Source organism: Archangium lipolyticum, from assembly GCF_024623785.1.
GTDB classification, from domain to species: Bacteria; Myxococcota; Myxococcia; order Myxococcales; family Myxococcaceae; genus Archangium; species Archangium lipolyticum.
Map to the genome: position 1 here is coordinate 27,661 of NZ_JANKBZ010000004.1, position 15,615 is coordinate 43,275.

Below are 15,615 nucleotides of genomic sequence, written 5' to 3' on the forward strand. Positions count from 1 at the left end.
CCCACCCCGGGCGGGACCTGGACACTCATTGAGGGAAGCGGGGCCGGTTGGATCTCAGTCGAGCAGGTCCGACTTGCAGCCCTTGCCATCGAAGACGACCCGGGTCCGGCGCTCGGGGAGGACCTTCACCTCGCAGCTCGCGGGCCCCCCGGTCGTGACGAACCGCAGGGTGTAGCGGCCCGCCTTCCAGCGCCGCAGCACGAGCGGCAACTCCTCGAGCTCGCGCCCGGGGAGCGACACCTGTCCGCCCAGGCCCGGCACCGCGCCGATGATGAGCGAGCCCTCGCCCACCAGCGACTCCTCGACGGGAGCGGGAGCCGCGGCAGCCGCCACCTGGCCCTGCTGCCGGACTCGCTTGGGCTCGCGCTTCGTGCGCTCGGGCCGGGAGGGAGTTTCGGACGCGGCGGCCACCTCCGTGGCCCGCGGGTCCGGAGGGGCCTCGGGAGCGGGCTCCGCAACCCGGGTCTCTGGAGGCGCGGGTGCTGGCGCGGGAGCCTCGGCCACCGGGGCGGGCGGCGTCACGGGGGCGGGCGCCTGCCTCGAAGCGAGGAAGGCCACTCCCGCGAACGAGAGCGCCAGGCCCACCACGACTCCCGCCACGGGAGCCCAGACCCTGGTGCCTCCCGGGAGACGGCGCACCGCGGTCCGCGAGGCCGCCGTCACGGTCGAGCTCGCGGTGCTACCCCCACCGCGGAGCCGGCGCGGGCTCGAGCTGGCGACGGAGACCTCCTCGCCCTCGTCCCGCACGTAGTCCGCGAGCGAGCCGGGTCCCACGGGCAGGCCGGCCTCGAGCGCCACCGACTCGAGCGCCTCGCGCAAGGAGCGGGCGTCGGGGTAGCGCTCCTCGGGCTTCACCCGCATGGCCCGGTCCACCACGTTGGAGAAATCGCGAGGCAGGTCCGGGCACACGCGCGAGAGCGGCTCCCACTCGCCCCGGACGAGCGCGGTGTGACGCGACTGCACGGAGGTGTGCGCATCCAGCGGGCCCACGCCCGCGGCGAGCTGGTAGAGGGTGACACCCAGCGAGAAGAGGTCGCTGCGCCCGTCGAGCGGCTTGCCCCGGGCCTGCTCCGGCGAGAAGTAGCCCACCTTGCCCTTGGTGGTGCCCACGCGGGTGAGGTTGCGGTTGGTGGCCGCCTTGGCGATGCCGAAGTCGATGAGCTTCAGCGAGCCTCCGGCGGACAGCAGCAGGTTCTGCGGCGACACGTCCCGGTGCACCAGGTTGGGCCGGGCGTGCACCGCCTCCAGCGCCGCGCAGGTGGCGATGCCCACCGCCAGCAGCGCCTCGTCCGAGAAGCGCTCGCCGCGCGCGCGCAGCGTGCGCTCCACCACCGCGAGCGACTCGCCGGGCACCAGCTCCATGGCCATGTAGAGGAGCCCGTCCGCCTCACCCACCTCGTAGATGTGGACGATGTTGGGGTGGCTCAGCGTGCAGGCGGTGCGGGCCTCGTCGAGGAACATCTCGCGGAAGTCCTCGGACTCCGAGTACTCGGGCCGGATGACCTTCAGCGCGACCGGACGGACGATGCCGCCCGTGAGGGCCTGCTCGGCACGGTACACCTCGGCCATGCCGCCCTGCGCGAGGAGGCGGATGACGCGGTAACGGCCAACGGTGGTCCCAGGCTCGATGGAGGACAAGGCCCCCCGAGCCTATCACCACAGCATGTCTTGATCCTCCGTGACGCCGGGAACCCCGGACAGGCGGAGCGTCTGGCCACCCACCCGTACCGTGCCCTCGAAGAGGCCGAGCGGCTGGGCGAAGTGGCTCACCACCACCTTGAAGTCGTGGTCCTCCCGGTGGACGTAGAGGGGATGGAAGCGCAGGTCCACCGCCCCATCCTCGGTCCGCATGCGCCAGGGGTTCATCAGCTCGTGGCGGTCGTACTCGAAGTGCGCCCGGGCCAGCGGGTAGAGCCGCTGCCCCAGCCAGAGGGCGTTCTCGTTGGTGCCGGTGCTCTCGTTGAAGCCCTCGACGAGGTTGAGGCCCAACGGGGTGCCGTCCGCCAGCCGTCCGGCCAGGAAGGCCCACCGCCACGCGGTGTGCCGCGCCAGGTACCCCTGGGTGTAGTCCGTGCCCCCTACCCCACCATCAAGCCGGAAGCGCTTGCCGCCCGCCTCGAGGCTGCCAAAGGCCAGCATGCCGCCGCGCTTCTGGGTGACGTTGACGAAGCCGTCCTTCTCCACCGGGGCAATCACCGTCAGCGCCGGAGGGCCTCCGGCCACCAGCAGGTCCCCGTTCCACTGGAAGGACTGGAGACTGCCCGTGCGCAACCGGCTCACGTCCACATGGAGGCGGTAGCGCTCGTCGTCCTCGCCTCGCCGCGCCGTGAGCCGTCCGCCCAGCGTGCGGAACGAGGCCGTCAGCCCCGCGCCCGGCCGGTCACTCACCTCGGCCAGCGGGCCAGGGGCGCCCAGGAAGCTCACGTCGCAGAGAGGCCGCTGCTCCTTGAGGTCGAGCGCCACGGCGAAGGCGTTGGCCGAGTAGCCCACGTCCACCACCGCGAAGAGAGCCATCACCTCCGGCGTGGCGGCCAGGGTGTAGTGCCAGCGCTTGCGCTTGAGCAGCCGGGCGGGGGCCGCCACGGGGGCCCACCTCCCCTTCAGCCGGGAGAGATCCACCTCGGGCAGCTCGCCCTGGTAGGTACCGAATCGGGGTTCACCCGACGCCGTGGCCACCGAGGCCGGCGCCGGAAGGAGACTCAACTCTCGCTCCGGTGTCATGTCCTTCCCAAGGTGGGGCATGTCCTTCTCCTCTGCCACCTGACCCTCCGGTGCGACGGATCACTCGCGCACAAAACGCTGTCCACAAGTGTCCTATAATCATCAATCGTATCACGCATCGGGGTCTCCGGGACCGCGAAAGAGGGGGAGTCCATGGCTGGCAAGCCCATCAAGATGACCGTTTCCCTGCGCTCCTTGTTCGCCGTGAACAACAGCGCCCAGGCTCGATGGGGCTCGCCCAGCTCGCACCCCGTGGCGAAGGCCACGGTGGAACTCAAGGGGACCGGGCTCAGCGCACTCACCGGCACCTTTGGGGACGCACAGTTGGATGTCTCCTCGACGGCCATCGCCCTCAAGCGCGTCCTCCTGGATCGGCAGCGATGAAAGGATTCCCCATGCGGCTGTGGAACATCGGCATCGCTTGCTCCCTGGTAGGCGTCTTCCCAGCGGCGGCAGCCGCCCCAGAGAAAGCCCCGCCCCCACCTGTTCCAGTCGTTTTCGCGGAGCCTCTGGGGGCTCGGACCTTGTGGGCGGCGGGAGGTGGTGATCCTGGCGGGACCGCCTTCGGAGCCTGGGTGTCCAGCGATGGCAAGAGCGTGGCCTTCTTCACCCACGCGTCCTCATCGAGTGATGGCACTGCCCGGACGCTCGTCGTGAAAGACGTGGACACGGATACCGTCGTCTTCGAGAAGGTGCTCTTCACGGAGGAGGAGGATTTCCAACGGAGCGATCCTGACCTGGAGCGTCTGGGCAGAGTGCGTACCTGGGAGGCTCGCCCCTATATGGAACAGCGCCAATGGAAGCCTCTCCTCGTCCACCAGGAGCTTCCCCATTACGACACCGAGTTTCTTTCGGAAGCCTGTTATGAGAAGCAGGTCCGCCCGAACCGCTCGATGTCCGTCGGAGACTTGAAGCTTTCCTATCAGGAGCCACGGGTTCAGCTCTGGGCCCGAGGCAAGAAGGTGCTCGACCGCCGCTATCCCTCCTGGAAGGTTCGCCAGCAGGGATGCGAGCACGCCAGCCCCGCCTGGCTGCAAGGCGCCTACGTCAACAGGCAACAGGGGGTGGTGCTCCTCGAGCTCAGTTTCTGCGGCTCGCATGCTTGCAACGAGCCACCCACTGCCTTCCACGTGCTCCGCATTCCCAAGGAGAAGCCACGTAAGGGGAGTGCATCTCCTGGGCAGGAGGTCACTCCGCCCAGCGGCCCGTTCGTCGGGTACACGAAGGAGGGATATGTCAGTGGGTCGCTCTACGCGACCGGTTTCCCAGTCATCTCGGAGGATGGGACACGCATTGCCCTGGCGGAGGTCCTCGCGGATGGTCAGCGCAAGGACCCCAACCTCCTCATCACGGTCCGCAAGACCGACACGAATGAGATCCTCTGGAAGCTGCCCGTGCTCGAGGCCGGAGAGTTGTCGCCCGTTCGGCGCTCGGTCCCTCTGCGCCAGGAGCTTGAGGGGAAGGTGCTCGAGAGGATCCGCCAGGTGAATGAGTACCTCGGTGGGACGCGCTGGGTGCCATTGGTGGAACAGCCCGTCCAACCAATGGTGACGGAGAGCTGCCAGCAGGCCCCTGCCCAGAAGCTACAACTCCCGGGGCTGGAGCTGTCGTTCCAGCAGGGGCACCTCGTCCTGAAGCGGGGAGAGGGCAGTGCTCCCAGCGAGTTGAGTCTCGCGGCCCCGGGAACCGAGGCGTGCAAGGCGGCGAGCAGGACCTTCATCGACGCGGCCTATGCGGACTCATCCAGGGGCGTCGTCCTGCTGCGCCTCTCCACGTGCGGTGACGAGGCGTGCCCAGAGCAGGACAGGTGGTATCACTCCATCAAGCTGCGCTGAGGCGCCACACGGGAACAGCCCGGGGAGCTAATACCCTCACCCCGACCCTCTCCCAGAGGGAGAGGGAGAGGGGAGGGGGCTCACGAGCGGCCGAAGACGATCCGCTCGTCGCTCAGCAGCCGGGAGATCTGCGTCAGGCAGAGTGCCGTCAGCACCAGGCAGCCCACCGTGCTCAGCACGAAGGGCAGTACGCCCAGCGATTCGCCCCGCATCAGCTCCGACACCAGCAGTTGCTGCCCCAGCACCGGCACTCCGTACATCCACATCTGGCTCTGGATGGGAGACAGCGCCAGCACCATGCCCGGCAACGTGGGCAGCATCATCAGGAGCTGCAGGTACGTCTGCGCTTCCTTGTACGAGCGCGCGAAGGTGGACACCAGCATCTGCGCCGCCGATGACAACAGCGCCATGGGCAGCACCGCGCCCACCATCGCCAGCGCCGTCGCCGGCTCCAGGCTCACCTTCACACCCAGGTCCTGCAACGGTATCCGCTTCGCGACGACCGTGAAGGCCACCGAGACCACCACCACCGTGATGCAGGAGAACACCGTGGTGGACAGCCACTTGCCCAGCACCAGCGTCCCGCGCTCCACCGGGTTGAGCAGCAGCGACTCCAGCGAGCCGCGCTCGCGCTCGCCCGCCATGGTGTCGATGGCCACGTTCAGCCCACCGATGAAGCAGGCCATCACCAGGAAGATGGGAATCATGTTGAGGATGCTCGCGGCCAGGCGCTCCGGCGTGGACAGGTCCACCTCCTCCACCCGCACGGGCATGGCCAGTTCCGGCGCCACCCCGCGCGCCAGCAGCCGCTGCGTCCCCAGGCTCCCCGAATACTGGCTCAGCAACGCCTGCGTCCGCTTGATGGTCGCACGCGCCTTGTTGCGCGAGTTGTCCATCACCAGTTGCACCTTCGCCGAGCGTCCCGCCGCGAAGTCCTTCCCGTAGTCCTCGGGGATGATGAGCACCGCGTCCAGCGTGCCCGCCTGGATGCGCGACTCGTAGTCGGCGGGAGCCTCGGACAGCTTCGCCCCCGAGCGCTCCAGGTACGCCATGAGGCTCGGCGCGTTCGCCCGCCCCACCACCGGCAGCTCCAGCGGCTTGTCCTGCCGGTTCCACGAGGCGATCACCGTGAACATCACCGCGAAGAGGATGGGCCCCACCAGCGAGCCGCCCAGCACGCTCGTCACCGAGCGCCGGTCGCGCAGGTGGTCCCTCATCTCCTTGCGAAACACCGCCGTCAGGAGCGCTCTCACTGCATCAACCCCTGGTCACTGCCGATGACCGTCACGAAAGCCTCCTCCAGGCTGTCCTTCCCCGTGCGCGAGCGCAGCTCGTCCGGGGTGCCCTCCGCCACCACCCGGCCCCGCGCCACCACCACGATGCGGTCGCACAGCGCCCCCACCTCCTGCATCACGTGGCTGGAGAACACCACGCAGTGTCCCTGCTCTCGCAACCGGCGGATGAGCGTGCGCACCGCGCGCGTGCTCATCACGTCCAGGCCGTTGGTGGGCTCGTCCAACAGCACGTTGCGCGGCCCGTGCACCAGCGCCCGTGCCAGCGCCACCTTCATTCGCTCGCCCTGGCTGAAGCCCTCCGTGCGACGGTTGGCGATCTCCTTCATCTCCAGCAGCTCCACCAGCTCGTCGATGCGCTTGTCCAGTGCGGCGCCCGACAGGCCGTGCAGCGTGCCCGCGTAGTGGATGTGCTCACGGGCGGTGAGGCGCGGGTAGAGACCGCGCGCGTCTGGCAGCACGCCGATGGCCCGGCGAACATCCAGCGGGCGCTCGGCCACCTCCACTCCGTCCACCTTCGCGCTGCCCCGGTCCGGCCGGATGAGCGTGTAGAGCATCCGCAGCGTGGTCGTCTTGCCCGCGCCGTTCGGCCCGAGCAGTCCCGTCACCACGCCATTCTCGGCGCGGAAGCTCACGTCCTCCACCGCCGTCACCGCGCCGAAGCGCTTGTGCAGGTTCGTCACTTCGATCATCGGGTACTCTCGCTCTGCTGCTCTTCCAGCCAGAAATGTCTGCCACCGCTCGCCAGGGTCCTATCGAGGAACTCCGAGAAGGAGCTCGCGATCCGCTCGCAGTATTCAGGGTCCGGAAACATCTCCCGGTAGCCGTCCATGAGGGGATAGCGCCCGTTCATCGAGTTGCCAGCATCAATCAAGACGTAGTTGCCATCTCCCACGTCGCAGAGGACGTACCAGGAGGCAGGACCACGCGAATCCTCATCCCTGCCACGGATGGCAATCCGCGCCCGGATGATTCCAGACAAGGGCAGGAATCGATAAGGCGAGTTCGGCCGCTCGAAGAGCTCGGCACCGTTGCAATGAAGGTAGAAGGCGCGGAGTTCCGGATCCAGGCGCCAGCCCACCCGCCGCTCGAAGTCATCGAGCTGCGCGGGCGTAGCCGGTGGATTCGGAAAGTGGTCACGCGAGACCTGTTCGAGCAGGGCTTGAATCGACATGGCACTCAATCCACGTAGGGACGGTCGGGCCCCACCGTGTTCCAGCCATCCGCTCCGGCGTAGCAGGCAGGGTAGGCATCCGTGAACTTGTCATGGGTGTTGGGCGACACGGGAAGCACATTCTTCTCGGAGATCGCATCACCGCCATGTGCGAGATCCCTGATGTGATGGCCATGCCAGTTGTTTCCAGCGGCATCCACGGGCCATTCCCCGAACTCCTCACCCCACTTCTTACGGAAGGCGCGCATCACGGATTCCCACTTCGCACGCTGTGCCTTCACGTTCGAAGCTTTCGGGTAATTGCAGCAACAGTGGGTGATGGCGAGCCTCCCGCCAGCGGATACGGGGAAGAGAGCGAACCGCATTTGCCAGTCCGTCTTGATATCGGCGAGCCAGATGCAGCCCTTGAGCACGTATTCTTCCGCGGCGCACTTTCGCTGGCATCGATCCATCCAGGCCTGGCTGCACTTCCATGGGCCGTAATAAATGGTCGTCTGTACCTGACCGCCCTGCGGGCTCTGTATCGTTGGCCCTACCCACTTGTTGCCGGAGGTAGACGTTCCCGTCGCGACAGCCGGGCCGCTACTCAAGAGGGCCAACATCGCCAGGCCAGTCATCGACCCCATGCGGCCCATCGGCATCAGGGCACCGGGCCTGCGAAAGAGGTGAAGAAGGGTGGACGCTTGAGGCCCTCGCCGCACTTCGGCTCGAGCCCCTCCACGCTGCCTCGGGCCACGAAGTCCGCCATCAGCGACCGCGCACAGCCGATGGCGCTCGTCCCGTGCCCCACTCCCGGCAACGTCACGTGCAGGCTGTGCGTCAGCGTGCGCTTCGCGTCCTCGGCCCACTCGGGAGGCGTCACCGGATCCAGCTCGCCCGACAGCAGCAGCACCGGCACATCCGACTTCACCGGCTCGCGGTAGTCCTTCGGTACCTCGCCGCGCGGCCAGAAGGCGCACGGCTTGAGCATGTTGCGCAGCGCCGCCTCCCCCATCCAGGTGCCCTTCGTCTCGCGGGTGATGGCCTCGTCCGTGATGAGCGGCGCATCCTCCGAGCACACCACCGACAGGAACATGCCGTGGCTCATGTTGCGGTCGAAGACGCCGCTCATGCTGTGGTGGATGGCCACCAGCGGCCTCCAGTCCCCCTGCGTCGCCCGGTCCAGCAGCAGCGGCACCAGCGACGTCGCCTCGGGCATGTAGAGCAGCGCACGCAGCACCGCCGCCAGTCCATCGCGGGTGATGGTGACGTCCTCCGGCACTCCCGTGAGCGGGTGCTCCAGCTTCGTCTGCACCGGCGTCTGCTGGAGCTGCGTCAGCAGCGCCTCGAAGCGGCCCCGCAGGTCCGGGTAGCGCTTCGCGCACGTCGCGTCCTCCTCGCAGTTGCTGAAGAGCAGATCCAACGCGCGCTGGCTGTCCCGCGCCACGTAGAGGGGCAGCAGCAGCGACATCGGCGCCACGCCCTCGAGGATGACCGTGCGCACGTGCTCCGGGTGCTGGCGCACGTACACCAGCGCCGCCCTCGTGCCGTATGAGACACCGTAGAGGTTCAGCTTCTCGTAGCCGAGCGCCTCGCGCACCTCGTCCAGGTCGTCCATCGCGATGGGCGTCGTGTAGAGGCGTACGTCCGCGTCATACCCGGCCAGGCACTTGCGGAACTCCTGCTCGTAGAAGGTGTCGTCGAACTGCTTCGACAGCGGCGCGTCCGGTGGCACCGGATCGCACTCGAGCGGCCGCGACTCCCCCGTGCCTCGCTGGTCCACGAAGACCACGTCCCGGTTGCGCTGGATTCGCTCCAGGATGGGCATCATCTGCCCGGCCAGCTTCGCCGCCCCCTGCCCCGGGCCTCCCGCCAGCAGCACCAGCGGGTCCGCCTCCGGCGAGGAAGCCAGCGCCGGTGCCACCACCACCTTCAGCGGAACCTTGCGCCCCTTCTTCGCGGCGCGGTCCTCCCACACCTCGTAGGTGCCGCACAGGGCCTGCCGACTCGCCCCCTCCAGCCGGCACGGTTTGAGGGCCACCTTCCTCGCGGGCCCCGCCTCCGCACTCCGCGTACAGGCGGACAGGGACAGCAGGGCACACAGCACAGCGGGGAGGAGCCGGGATGCGGAGACCCTCACCCCGTCCCTCTCCCGGAGGGAGAGGGGATGTTCGCGCAGGTCGTGCGTTCTCACAGTGTCCAAGACTTACCACCCCCGGCCTCCCCCACGCACCCCTCCTCCGGGTGGCCAGCCTGCCCCCGGAGCGGTTTGAATCACTCGGCAGACCCTCGCGTCGCTGCTAAGCCCATGACCATGAAGAAGAACCGCTCCCTCCTCGTCCTCGCCACCGTCGCACTCGCCCTGCTCGCCGGCTGCGCCTCCCTGCAGCGCATGGCGAAGAACGCCTTCAAGAAGCCGCGCCTCACCTTCAAGTCCGCGCGTCTGTCCAAGGCCTCCCTCTCCGACGCCACCGTCGACCTCACCTACCAGTTGGAGAACCCCAACCCCCTCGGCCTGAGTCTGGCCTCCATCGACTACGCCTTCTTCGTCGAGGACAAGCAGGTGGTCGCCGGCACCCCGCCCAAGGGCCTCAACATCGCCGCCCGCGGCAAGTCCGACCTCGTCTTCCCCGCCAACGTGAAGTTCGCCGACATCGTCCCCGTCGTGCAGACGTTCCTCAACAAGGACACCGCCCGCTACAAGGCCCAGGGCAGCGTCGGCATCCAGACTCCCATCGGCGTGCTGCGCTTCCCCCTGGAGCACGAGGGCGTCTTCGAGGTCCCCAAGGTTCCCCAGGTCCAGTTCGAGTCTCCTCGCATCTCCAACGTCACCCTCCAGGGCGCCACCGTGGAGTTCCCCCTCGTGGTGAGGAACCGCAACAGCTTCCCCCTCCCCGTCGGCGGCATCAGCGGCGCCCTCAAGGTGGCCGGCGCCAGTGTGGGCACCCTGTCCACCGGGGACCTCGGCCTGCTGGAGGCCGGCAGCACCCGCCAGCTCACCCTGCCCCTCAACATCAACTTCCTGCGCGCCGCCTCCGCCGCCACCGCCCTGCGCTCCGGCGGCAACGCCCAGGTGAAGCTCGAGGGCCAGCTCGTATCCGGTGGGCAGAACGTCCCCCTGGATGTCTCGCAGCTCCTGAATTTCCGGCGATAACCGGACCCGGCCGGGGGGCTGCCGGGCGGGCAAGCTCTTGAAGGTTGTTCCCCGGCGCTTCAACCGTTACGGTTGCGCGGCATTCTTCCGGGCCCCCCATGCGCCGAATCCTTTTCAAGTCGAAAATCCACCGCGCGACCGTCACCCAGGCCGATCTGGATTATGAGGGTTCGGTCACGATCGATCGCAACCTGCTGCGCGCCGCCGACATCCTCCCCTTCGAGAAGGTGGCGGTGTGGAACGTGACGCGCGGCACCCGCCTCGAGACGTACGCCCTCGAGGGCGACGCGGGCAGCGGCGTCATCTGCATCAACGGCGCGGCCGCGCACCTCAACAAGCCGGGTGACCTCGTCATCCTCGCCACCTTCGCCGAGGTGGAGGAGCACGAGGCCCGGGAGTGGAAGCCCACCGTCGTCTTCGTGGACGCGAAGAACCGCATCGTGCCGGGCCGGACGGAGGAGATTCCGGGTCCGGCGCGCCGCATCGCCTGAACGGCGGCGGACGCTCCTACCCCCAGCCGCTTTACGCGCCCCCTCGGGCTTGCCATGTTCGTCCTCCTGTCGAGCAGGGGGGCGCCAAGGCCCCGGAGGCGAGGACGCGATGAAGTCGACGTGGGCATGCGGAGGCCTGCTGCTGGTACTGGCGGGCTGTGGCACCCATCGGGAGGCCTTCCGGCCCAACCCCAATGATGATGATCCCCTGGTGGGCTCCCTCCAGGTGGTGAAGGCCCCCCGCGTGGACCGGTGCGCGCAGCACGGCACCTCCTCGGTGCGCGGTCACTGTGACGAGGCGAAGTACCTCGGCACCGAGTACACGCGGCGGCTGTCCGTGGGCGACGAGGTGTGCCTGGATGGTGGCTACGGCGACGAGCCGGGGCAGGCCTGCAGGGCCCGGGCGGCGGTCATCGACACGGCGCCCAACCAGGTGAAGCTCGAGGTGCGCTCGGCCACGCCGGACTCGCGCTGGTTCAACGCGGAGATGCGCCACGCCTGGTACGAAGAGGGAGCGCTGGTGGACCTGTACCTCGCCGAGCGGGGTTATTGAGGGGAGGAGCTACACATGGCCATCTTTGACCCGATCGCCGACAAGGTGAAGCTGCTGACGCCCTCCGAGCTGAAGAAGCTGGCGGACACGAAGCTGTCGGACCTGGTGCAGCAGGAGGTGCCGCGCTCGCGCAAGCGGGTGGCGGAGCTGGAGCAGCGCTATCCGTCGGCGGGCACGCGGGAGCGCGCCCAGCGGCTCATCGACGAGAAGAAGCACGTGGCCAGCATGGTGGGCGGCATCAGCGGCGTCTTCGGCCTGCTGGGCCTGCCGGCGGACCTGACCGTGATGGCGTGGTTGCAGCTCACGCTCCTGGTGGACCTGGCCACGCTGTACAAGGTGAACCTGAAGAGCGAGCGGGCGCGCAACGAGCTGCTCGACCTGTACGGCTACGCGACGGGCGTGGGTCCGGTGCAGCGCTCGGGGCCGCGGGTGCTGGGAAAGGTGGCCGAGGTGCTGCTGACGAAGGGCGGCCTGCACACCCTGGGGCGGGCGATGCCGCTGGTGGCCGTGCCGGTGACGGCGTACCTCAACAACCAGCACATCCAGAAGGTGGGAGACCACGCGGTGCGCTCCTACGAGGGCTTCGACAAGGCGCACGCCAAGACGAAGCAGGCCACCTCGCGCAAGGCGAGCTGAGTGTCCGAGCGCGCCCCCCAAATCTGTCCGCTGACGGGGGCGTACCTGCGCCCCTACTTCGAGTCGCTGCTGGTCAAGGCGGTGTCGGACGCGCACGCGGCGCGCATGCCCCTGACGCTGCTCTGGGTGGACGCGGATGAAACCCAGGAAGGCAACGACACGCACGGGCGCGAGGCCATGGACGCGGCGCTGAGCGGGTTGGTGGACGAGCTCGCGGCGGAGCTGGACGGGCGCGGGCCCATCGGCCGCATGGAGGGAGACGCCTTCGCGGCGAGCCTCTACGCGGTGGCGCCGTACATGGGAGAGCGGCTGGCGGAGGGGCTGCGCCGCAGGCTCGCGGCACGCACCTTCCACTCGGGCGCGGGCGACTTCCACCTCACCGTCTCCGTGGGCGTGGCGGGGCTGCGTCCCGGGGAGCCCTACGGCAACCTGCTGGAGGCGGCGGAGGCCACGTGCGTGCAGGCGAAGCAGGCGGGGCGCGACCGGGTGGTGGTCCGGTAGCGCTCACTCGATGCCGAAGGCCTTCATCCGCGCCTTGAGGGTGTTGAGCGCGACCCCGAGTTCCGCCGCGGCCCGGGTCCTGTTGCCCTCGTGCTTCGCCAGGGCCTCCTGGATGTCCCGCGCCGTCAGGTCCCCGGGGCGCTTGCGCACGGACGGGGGCATCTCCACACCGGGCAGGGTCGTCCTCGGCGAGGCCATGGAGAGCGGACCGCCGAACCCCAGCTCCCGTTGCTCCAGGTAGGACGTCACCGCCTCCAGGGTGACGATGACGCGCTGGCGCTCGATTCCCTCCAGCAGCTGCTGCGCCGCCTCGCGGGCCACCACCGTCTTCACCGTCGACTCCAACTCACGGATCTGCCCCGGCCAGTCCGCCCGCTGCAGGAAGGCGATGGCGTCCCGCGTGAGCTCCGCGTCGTACTGCTGCTCGACCTTGAGGCGGTGCAGGAAGGACTCCACCAGGCGGGGGATGTCCTCGCGCCGCTCCTCGAGCGTGGGGAGGATGATGAAGTCCCCCGCCGCGAGCCGCTGCGCCAGGTCCGGCCTCAGCCCCGTCTGCCGCAGGGGCACCTTGGACGCGGAGATGAGCCGGAAGCGCGGCGGCGGCTCGCGGAAGTCCGCGGGAGCCCCCAGTGGCGCGAAGCTGCCCGTGCCCTCCAGCACGTCCACGAGGAAGTCCTGCGCGATGGCCGGCAGGAACTCCACCTCGTCCAGGAAGAGGGTCCCCCCGTTGGCGCTGTAGAGCTTGCCCACCCGGGGCAGTGCGTCCGTGAAGGCGCCCTTCACGTGCCCGAGCAGCTCACTGGAGAGCGCCGACGAGTCCTGCGGCAGCCGCCCGCAGTTGAGGATGACGAAGTTGCCGTCCAGCCCGCTGCGGCTGTGGATCTCCCGCGCGATGAACGTCTTCCCCGTGCCCGAGTCCCCTCGCAGGAACACCGGCAGGTGGTGGTGGGCACACCGGTCGATGGCGCGCTCGAGCTGGGCCGTGACGGCCGAGACCGCCTGCTTCACGCGAGCACCCGCCACCAACCCCTGGGGCACCTCCGCCAGCAGGGTGATGCGGCTCTTGCCGTTGCCGAGCAACACCACGTCCCCGGCCTCCAGCACCCAGTCGTGCGAGGGCCCCATGCGTTGGAAGCGCAGGCGCTCATCGCTCGAGACCCGCGCCTCCTCCCGCCCCATGAAGCTCCCGTTCCTCGAGTTGAGATCCCTGTACACCCAGCGGTGATCCTCGCGGAACGACAGGCGCCCGTGCTGCCGCGACACCGCGTCGTGGGAGAAGACCACCGTGGACTCGGGCGCCCGCCCGAACACGTAGGACCGGTCCGGGTACAGCGGCACCGTCAGATCCTCGAGGCCCTCGCGCTGCACCAGGAGCGCCTTGGGCTCCAGATAGGCCGCGTCCCAGTTGCCCGGCAGCAACCGTGTCTCCGTGCCGCTCTCCGTGGCCCGGGACTCACGCCCCAACCGCTCGTTGCGCGTGTCCGCCGAGAGCTCCCGCGACTCGGAAGACGCCGCCGGGGAGGACGCCCCCCCGGTCACCGTCTGGACGGACTGGAAGGTCCTGCTGCGAGAAGGTCGGCCCGGGGGCGAGTGCTGCTCCTTTTCTGCTCCTTCGTGCGACTTGTCGTCCCGGCTCGCCATCCTGCCCCTTCAGTGTGTCCGTGGCGCTACTGTCACGATTGATAGCAGTTTTGACAGGCTGCCGCTGGGGGGCACGTCAGGAGGGGGGTGGAAGATGCGTCCAAGTGCCCGGAGCCACGAGGTCCGAGGAAAGACGTTCCGCTGGCACGCCACGTGCTTTAGAGCAGCGCCGGCAAGCCGGATGGACCGGCCCCTCCTCCACCCAGGAGCACGCGTGTTCACCATCACTGTCGGTCTCATTGGAAAGCGGACCACGACGACGGGGACCCTGGCTTCGCGGGAGATCGCCATCGGAAGAGATCCCAAGAACGACCTCGTCCTGGAGAGTGGAAGCGTCTCGCGCACCCACTGCCGGTTGGTGGCCATCGAGGGTGCCACCATCGTGCTGGACGAAGGCTCACGCAACGGCACCTGGCTCAACGGCCGGCCCGTCGCCCAACCCGCGGTCATGCATTTCGAGGATGAATTGGTCATCGGACCCTACAAGCTGAAGGTGCAGTCACTCGTGGGCCGGGGCACGGCCGGTACGCTGGAGTTCGTGGCCAGCCGGCCGCAAGTGCCCGCCGACACGGACGGGTCCCCCTTCCCCCAGGAGCACACCATGGTGTTCGCGGGGCTGCCCTCCCTGGAGCACCGGCGTCAGGCCCTGCGCTGGCTCATGAGGGATGTGAACTCCCCCAACCCCCGGGTCATCGAGCTGCTGCGGGCCGCCCTGCAGGACCCGGACGCCGAGCTGCGGATGACGGCGGTGCTGGCGGCCGCGTGCGTGCGCGCCCGCGAGGTGCTGCCGGAGCTCCAGGCGTTGGATGTCTCCGCCCTGCTGGAGGAGGTCGATGAGCCTCGCGAGCGCCGCTTCTACGAGCAGCTCTGGCATGGGGTCATCCGGTACCTCCAGGAGCGCCGTCACCCAGGGGACTCCGTTCCCGGGAGGGATCCGCTCAACCCGCTGTGGCGCATGCTGGCCGGGGCCCTGGAGGTGACGGATGTCACGTCCTTGTTGCTGCACTCGCTCACCACGCCCCTCGAGCCGGGGACGAGGCCCGAGCAACTGCCGCCCGGAGTGGTGGAGCAGAACGGCCGCTACGTGCTGCGCCAGTCGGGGATGCCCTTGCGGTGGGTGGCGCCCGTCGACCACTGGGTCGGCGCCAATCCCGTGCGCCGGGTGCGCTCCGAGGGCTTCTTCGTGGCCCAGGTGCCCATCGACCGTCCTCTGGCGGCCTGGGTGGGTAAGCCTCTACCCATTCGTGCCGTGCCAGACTACGAGCAGGTGTGGCTCGGTTCCTACCAGGAGGCCGAGCGGCTGTGCGAGGCCCTCTCACGTATCGAGGGGGTGTCCATCCGGCTGCCCACCGCGGACGAGTGGGAGATGGCGGCCCGCGGGCCGGATGGGCGGCGCTACCCGTGGGGCAATCTGCCCCAGCAGGACTGGGAGAAACACGCCTCGCCCTGGGGTGTGGAGCACCTGGTGGGGGACGTGCCCGAATGGACGTTCGACCCGAGGACCTCCTCGCAGCTGCTGCGGGGGGGCGTGGAGGCCCGGACGTGGGTGCGGCACGTCGTGCACCCGGACGAGGACGAGTTCGCCGCGGCGCTGCGGTTCGTCATTCCGGGCGTGTGAGCGGGGCCGGGGTGCCGCCC

The 15,615-nt window shown here is 68.9% G+C and carries 16 protein-coding genes; 8 read left to right on the top strand and 8 right to left on the bottom strand.

The window, feature by feature from the left end; translation table 11 throughout:
- Positions 1-54: 54 nt before the first annotated feature.
- Both NR810_RS10240 and NR810_RS10245 read right to left on the bottom strand, forming a co-directional pair.
- Complete coding sequence (locus NR810_RS10240; RefSeq protein WP_257450794.1) at positions 55-1,638, bottom strand: serine/threonine protein kinase; 1,584 nt, start codon at positions 1,636-1,638, stop codon at positions 55-57.
- A 15-nt stretch (positions 1,639-1,653) separates the two neighbouring features.
- Positions 1,654-2,721 (bottom strand): DUF2804 domain-containing protein, encoded by a 1,068-nt coding sequence (locus NR810_RS10245; RefSeq protein ID WP_257451976.1) that lies wholly within the window; start codon positions 2,719-2,721, stop codon positions 1,654-1,656.
- A gap of 153 nt (positions 2,722-2,874) precedes the next feature.
- Here NR810_RS10245 and NR810_RS10250 point away from each other — a divergent pair, with 153 nt between their 5' ends.
- The gene (locus NR810_RS10250) at positions 2,875-3,105 is read left to right on the top strand and encodes a hypothetical protein (RefSeq protein WP_257450796.1); all 231 of its coding nucleotides are present in this window, start codon (positions 2,875-2,877) and stop codon (positions 3,103-3,105) included.
- Positions 3,106-3,296: 191 nt separating this feature from the next.
- Positions 3,297-4,556 carry a hypothetical protein gene (locus NR810_RS10255; protein ID WP_257450797.1) on the top strand — a complete coding sequence of 420 codons (1,260 nt, stop codon included), beginning with the start codon at positions 3,297-3,299 and terminating at the stop codon, positions 4,554-4,556.
- 80 nt (positions 4,557-4,636) lie between these two features.
- Here NR810_RS10255 and NR810_RS10260 read toward each other — a convergent pair whose 3' ends face one another.
- The 5 genes from NR810_RS10260 to NR810_RS10280 all read right to left on the bottom strand — a co-directional run bounded on the left by NR810_RS10260 (position 4,637) and on the right by NR810_RS10280 (position 9,141).
- Positions 4,637-5,809 (bottom strand): ABC transporter permease, encoded by a 1,173-nt coding sequence (locus NR810_RS10260; RefSeq protein WP_257450798.1) that lies wholly within the window; start codon positions 5,807-5,809, stop codon positions 4,637-4,639.
- Positions 5,806-6,540: an ABC transporter ATP-binding protein gene (locus NR810_RS10265; RefSeq protein WP_257450799.1), complete on the bottom strand. Its 735-nt coding sequence runs from the start codon at positions 6,538-6,540 to the stop codon at positions 5,806-5,808. The genes NR810_RS10260 and NR810_RS10265 overlap by 4 nt, the downstream gene beginning before the upstream one ends.
- Positions 6,537-7,022, bottom strand: a complete 486-nt coding sequence (locus tag NR810_RS10270; protein ID WP_257450800.1) for an SMI1/KNR4 family protein — start codon at positions 7,020-7,022, stop codon at positions 6,537-6,539. The genes NR810_RS10265 and NR810_RS10270 overlap by 4 nt, the downstream gene beginning before the upstream one ends.
- Before the next feature lie 5 nt (positions 7,023-7,027).
- Positions 7,028-7,270: a hypothetical protein gene (locus tag NR810_RS10275; protein ID WP_257450801.1), complete on the bottom strand. Its 243-nt coding sequence runs from the start codon at positions 7,268-7,270 to the stop codon at positions 7,028-7,030.
- 392 nt (positions 7,271-7,662) lie between these two features.
- Positions 7,663-9,141, bottom strand: coding sequence for an alpha/beta hydrolase (locus NR810_RS10280; protein ID WP_257450802.1), 1,479 nt, complete (start codon positions 9,139-9,141; stop codon positions 7,663-7,665).
- 168 nt (positions 9,142-9,309) lie between these two features.
- On the opposite strand from NR810_RS10280, the gene NR810_RS10285 reads away from it, so the two are divergent.
- The 5 genes from NR810_RS10285 (at position 9,310) to NR810_RS10305 (ending at position 12,336) form a co-directional block, all read left to right on the top strand.
- Positions 9,310-10,155 carry an LEA type 2 family protein gene (locus NR810_RS10285; RefSeq protein ID WP_257450803.1) on the top strand — a complete coding sequence of 282 codons (846 nt, stop codon included), beginning with the start codon at positions 9,310-9,312 and terminating at the stop codon, positions 10,153-10,155.
- Between the two features lie 98 nt (positions 10,156-10,253).
- Positions 10,254-10,646, top strand: a complete 393-nt coding sequence (gene panD, locus NR810_RS10290; RefSeq protein WP_257450804.1) for an aspartate 1-decarboxylase — start codon at positions 10,254-10,256, stop codon at positions 10,644-10,646.
- A gap of 109 nt (positions 10,647-10,755) precedes the next feature.
- A complete protein-coding gene (locus tag NR810_RS10295; protein ID WP_257450805.1) occupies positions 10,756-11,199 on the top strand; it encodes a hypothetical protein in 444 nt (147 codons plus the stop codon).
- A 15-nt stretch (positions 11,200-11,214) separates the two neighbouring features.
- A complete protein-coding gene (locus NR810_RS10300; protein WP_257450807.1) occupies positions 11,215-11,835 on the top strand; it encodes an EcsC family protein in 621 nt (206 codons plus the stop codon).
- On the top strand, positions 11,836-12,336 hold the full coding sequence (locus NR810_RS10305; RefSeq protein ID WP_257450808.1) for a GGDEF domain-containing protein: 501 nt from the start codon (positions 11,836-11,838) through the stop codon (positions 12,334-12,336).
- A gap of 3 nt (positions 12,337-12,339) precedes the next feature.
- On the opposite strand, the gene NR810_RS10310 is transcribed toward NR810_RS10305, so the two are convergent.
- Positions 12,340-13,977, bottom strand: coding sequence for a sigma-54-dependent Fis family transcriptional regulator (locus NR810_RS10310; RefSeq protein ID WP_257450809.1), 1,638 nt, complete (start codon positions 13,975-13,977; stop codon positions 12,340-12,342).
- Positions 13,978-14,191: 214 nt separating this feature from the next.
- Here NR810_RS10310 and NR810_RS10315 point away from each other — a divergent pair, with 214 nt between their 5' ends.
- On the top strand, positions 14,192-15,595 hold the full coding sequence (locus NR810_RS10315; RefSeq protein WP_257450811.1) for an FHA domain-containing protein: 1,404 nt from the start codon (positions 14,192-14,194) through the stop codon (positions 15,593-15,595).
- The last annotated feature ends 20 nt before the right edge of the window (positions 15,596-15,615 follow it).

Bases quoted from the DNA above. Each gene is read 5' to 3' on its own strand.
- NR810_RS10270 (WP_257450800.1), bottom strand. From the start codon at position 7,022: ATGTCGATTCAAGCCCTGCTCGAACAGGTCTCGCGTGACCACTTTCCG.
- NR810_RS10310 (WP_257450809.1), bottom strand. From the start codon at position 13,977: ATGGCGAGCCGGGACGACAAGTCGCACGAAGGAGCAGAAAAGGAGCAG.
- NR810_RS10300 (WP_257450807.1), top strand. From the start codon at position 11,215: ATGGCCATCTTTGACCCGATCGCCGACAAGGTGAAGCTGCTGACGCCC.
- NR810_RS10250 (WP_257450796.1), top strand. From the start codon at position 2,875: ATGGCTGGCAAGCCCATCAAGATGACCGTTTCCCTGCGCTCCTTGTTC.
- NR810_RS10285 (WP_257450803.1), top strand. From the start codon at position 9,310: ATGACCATGAAGAAGAACCGCTCCCTCCTCGTCCTCGCCACCGTCGCA.
- NR810_RS10245 (WP_257451976.1), bottom strand. From the start codon at position 2,721: ATGACACCGGAGCGAGAGTTGAGTCTCCTTCCGGCGCCGGCCTCGGTG.
- NR810_RS10265 (WP_257450799.1), bottom strand. From the start codon at position 6,540: ATGATCGAAGTGACGAACCTGCACAAGCGCTTCGGCGCGGTGACGGCG.
- NR810_RS10295 (WP_257450805.1), top strand. From the start codon at position 10,756: ATGAAGTCGACGTGGGCATGCGGAGGCCTGCTGCTGGTACTGGCGGGC.
- panD (WP_257450804.1), top strand. From the start codon at position 10,254: ATGCGCCGAATCCTTTTCAAGTCGAAAATCCACCGCGCGACCGTCACC.
- NR810_RS10275 (WP_257450801.1), bottom strand. From the start codon at position 7,270: ATGCGCGCCTTCCGTAAGAAGTGGGGTGAGGAGTTCGGGGAATGGCCC.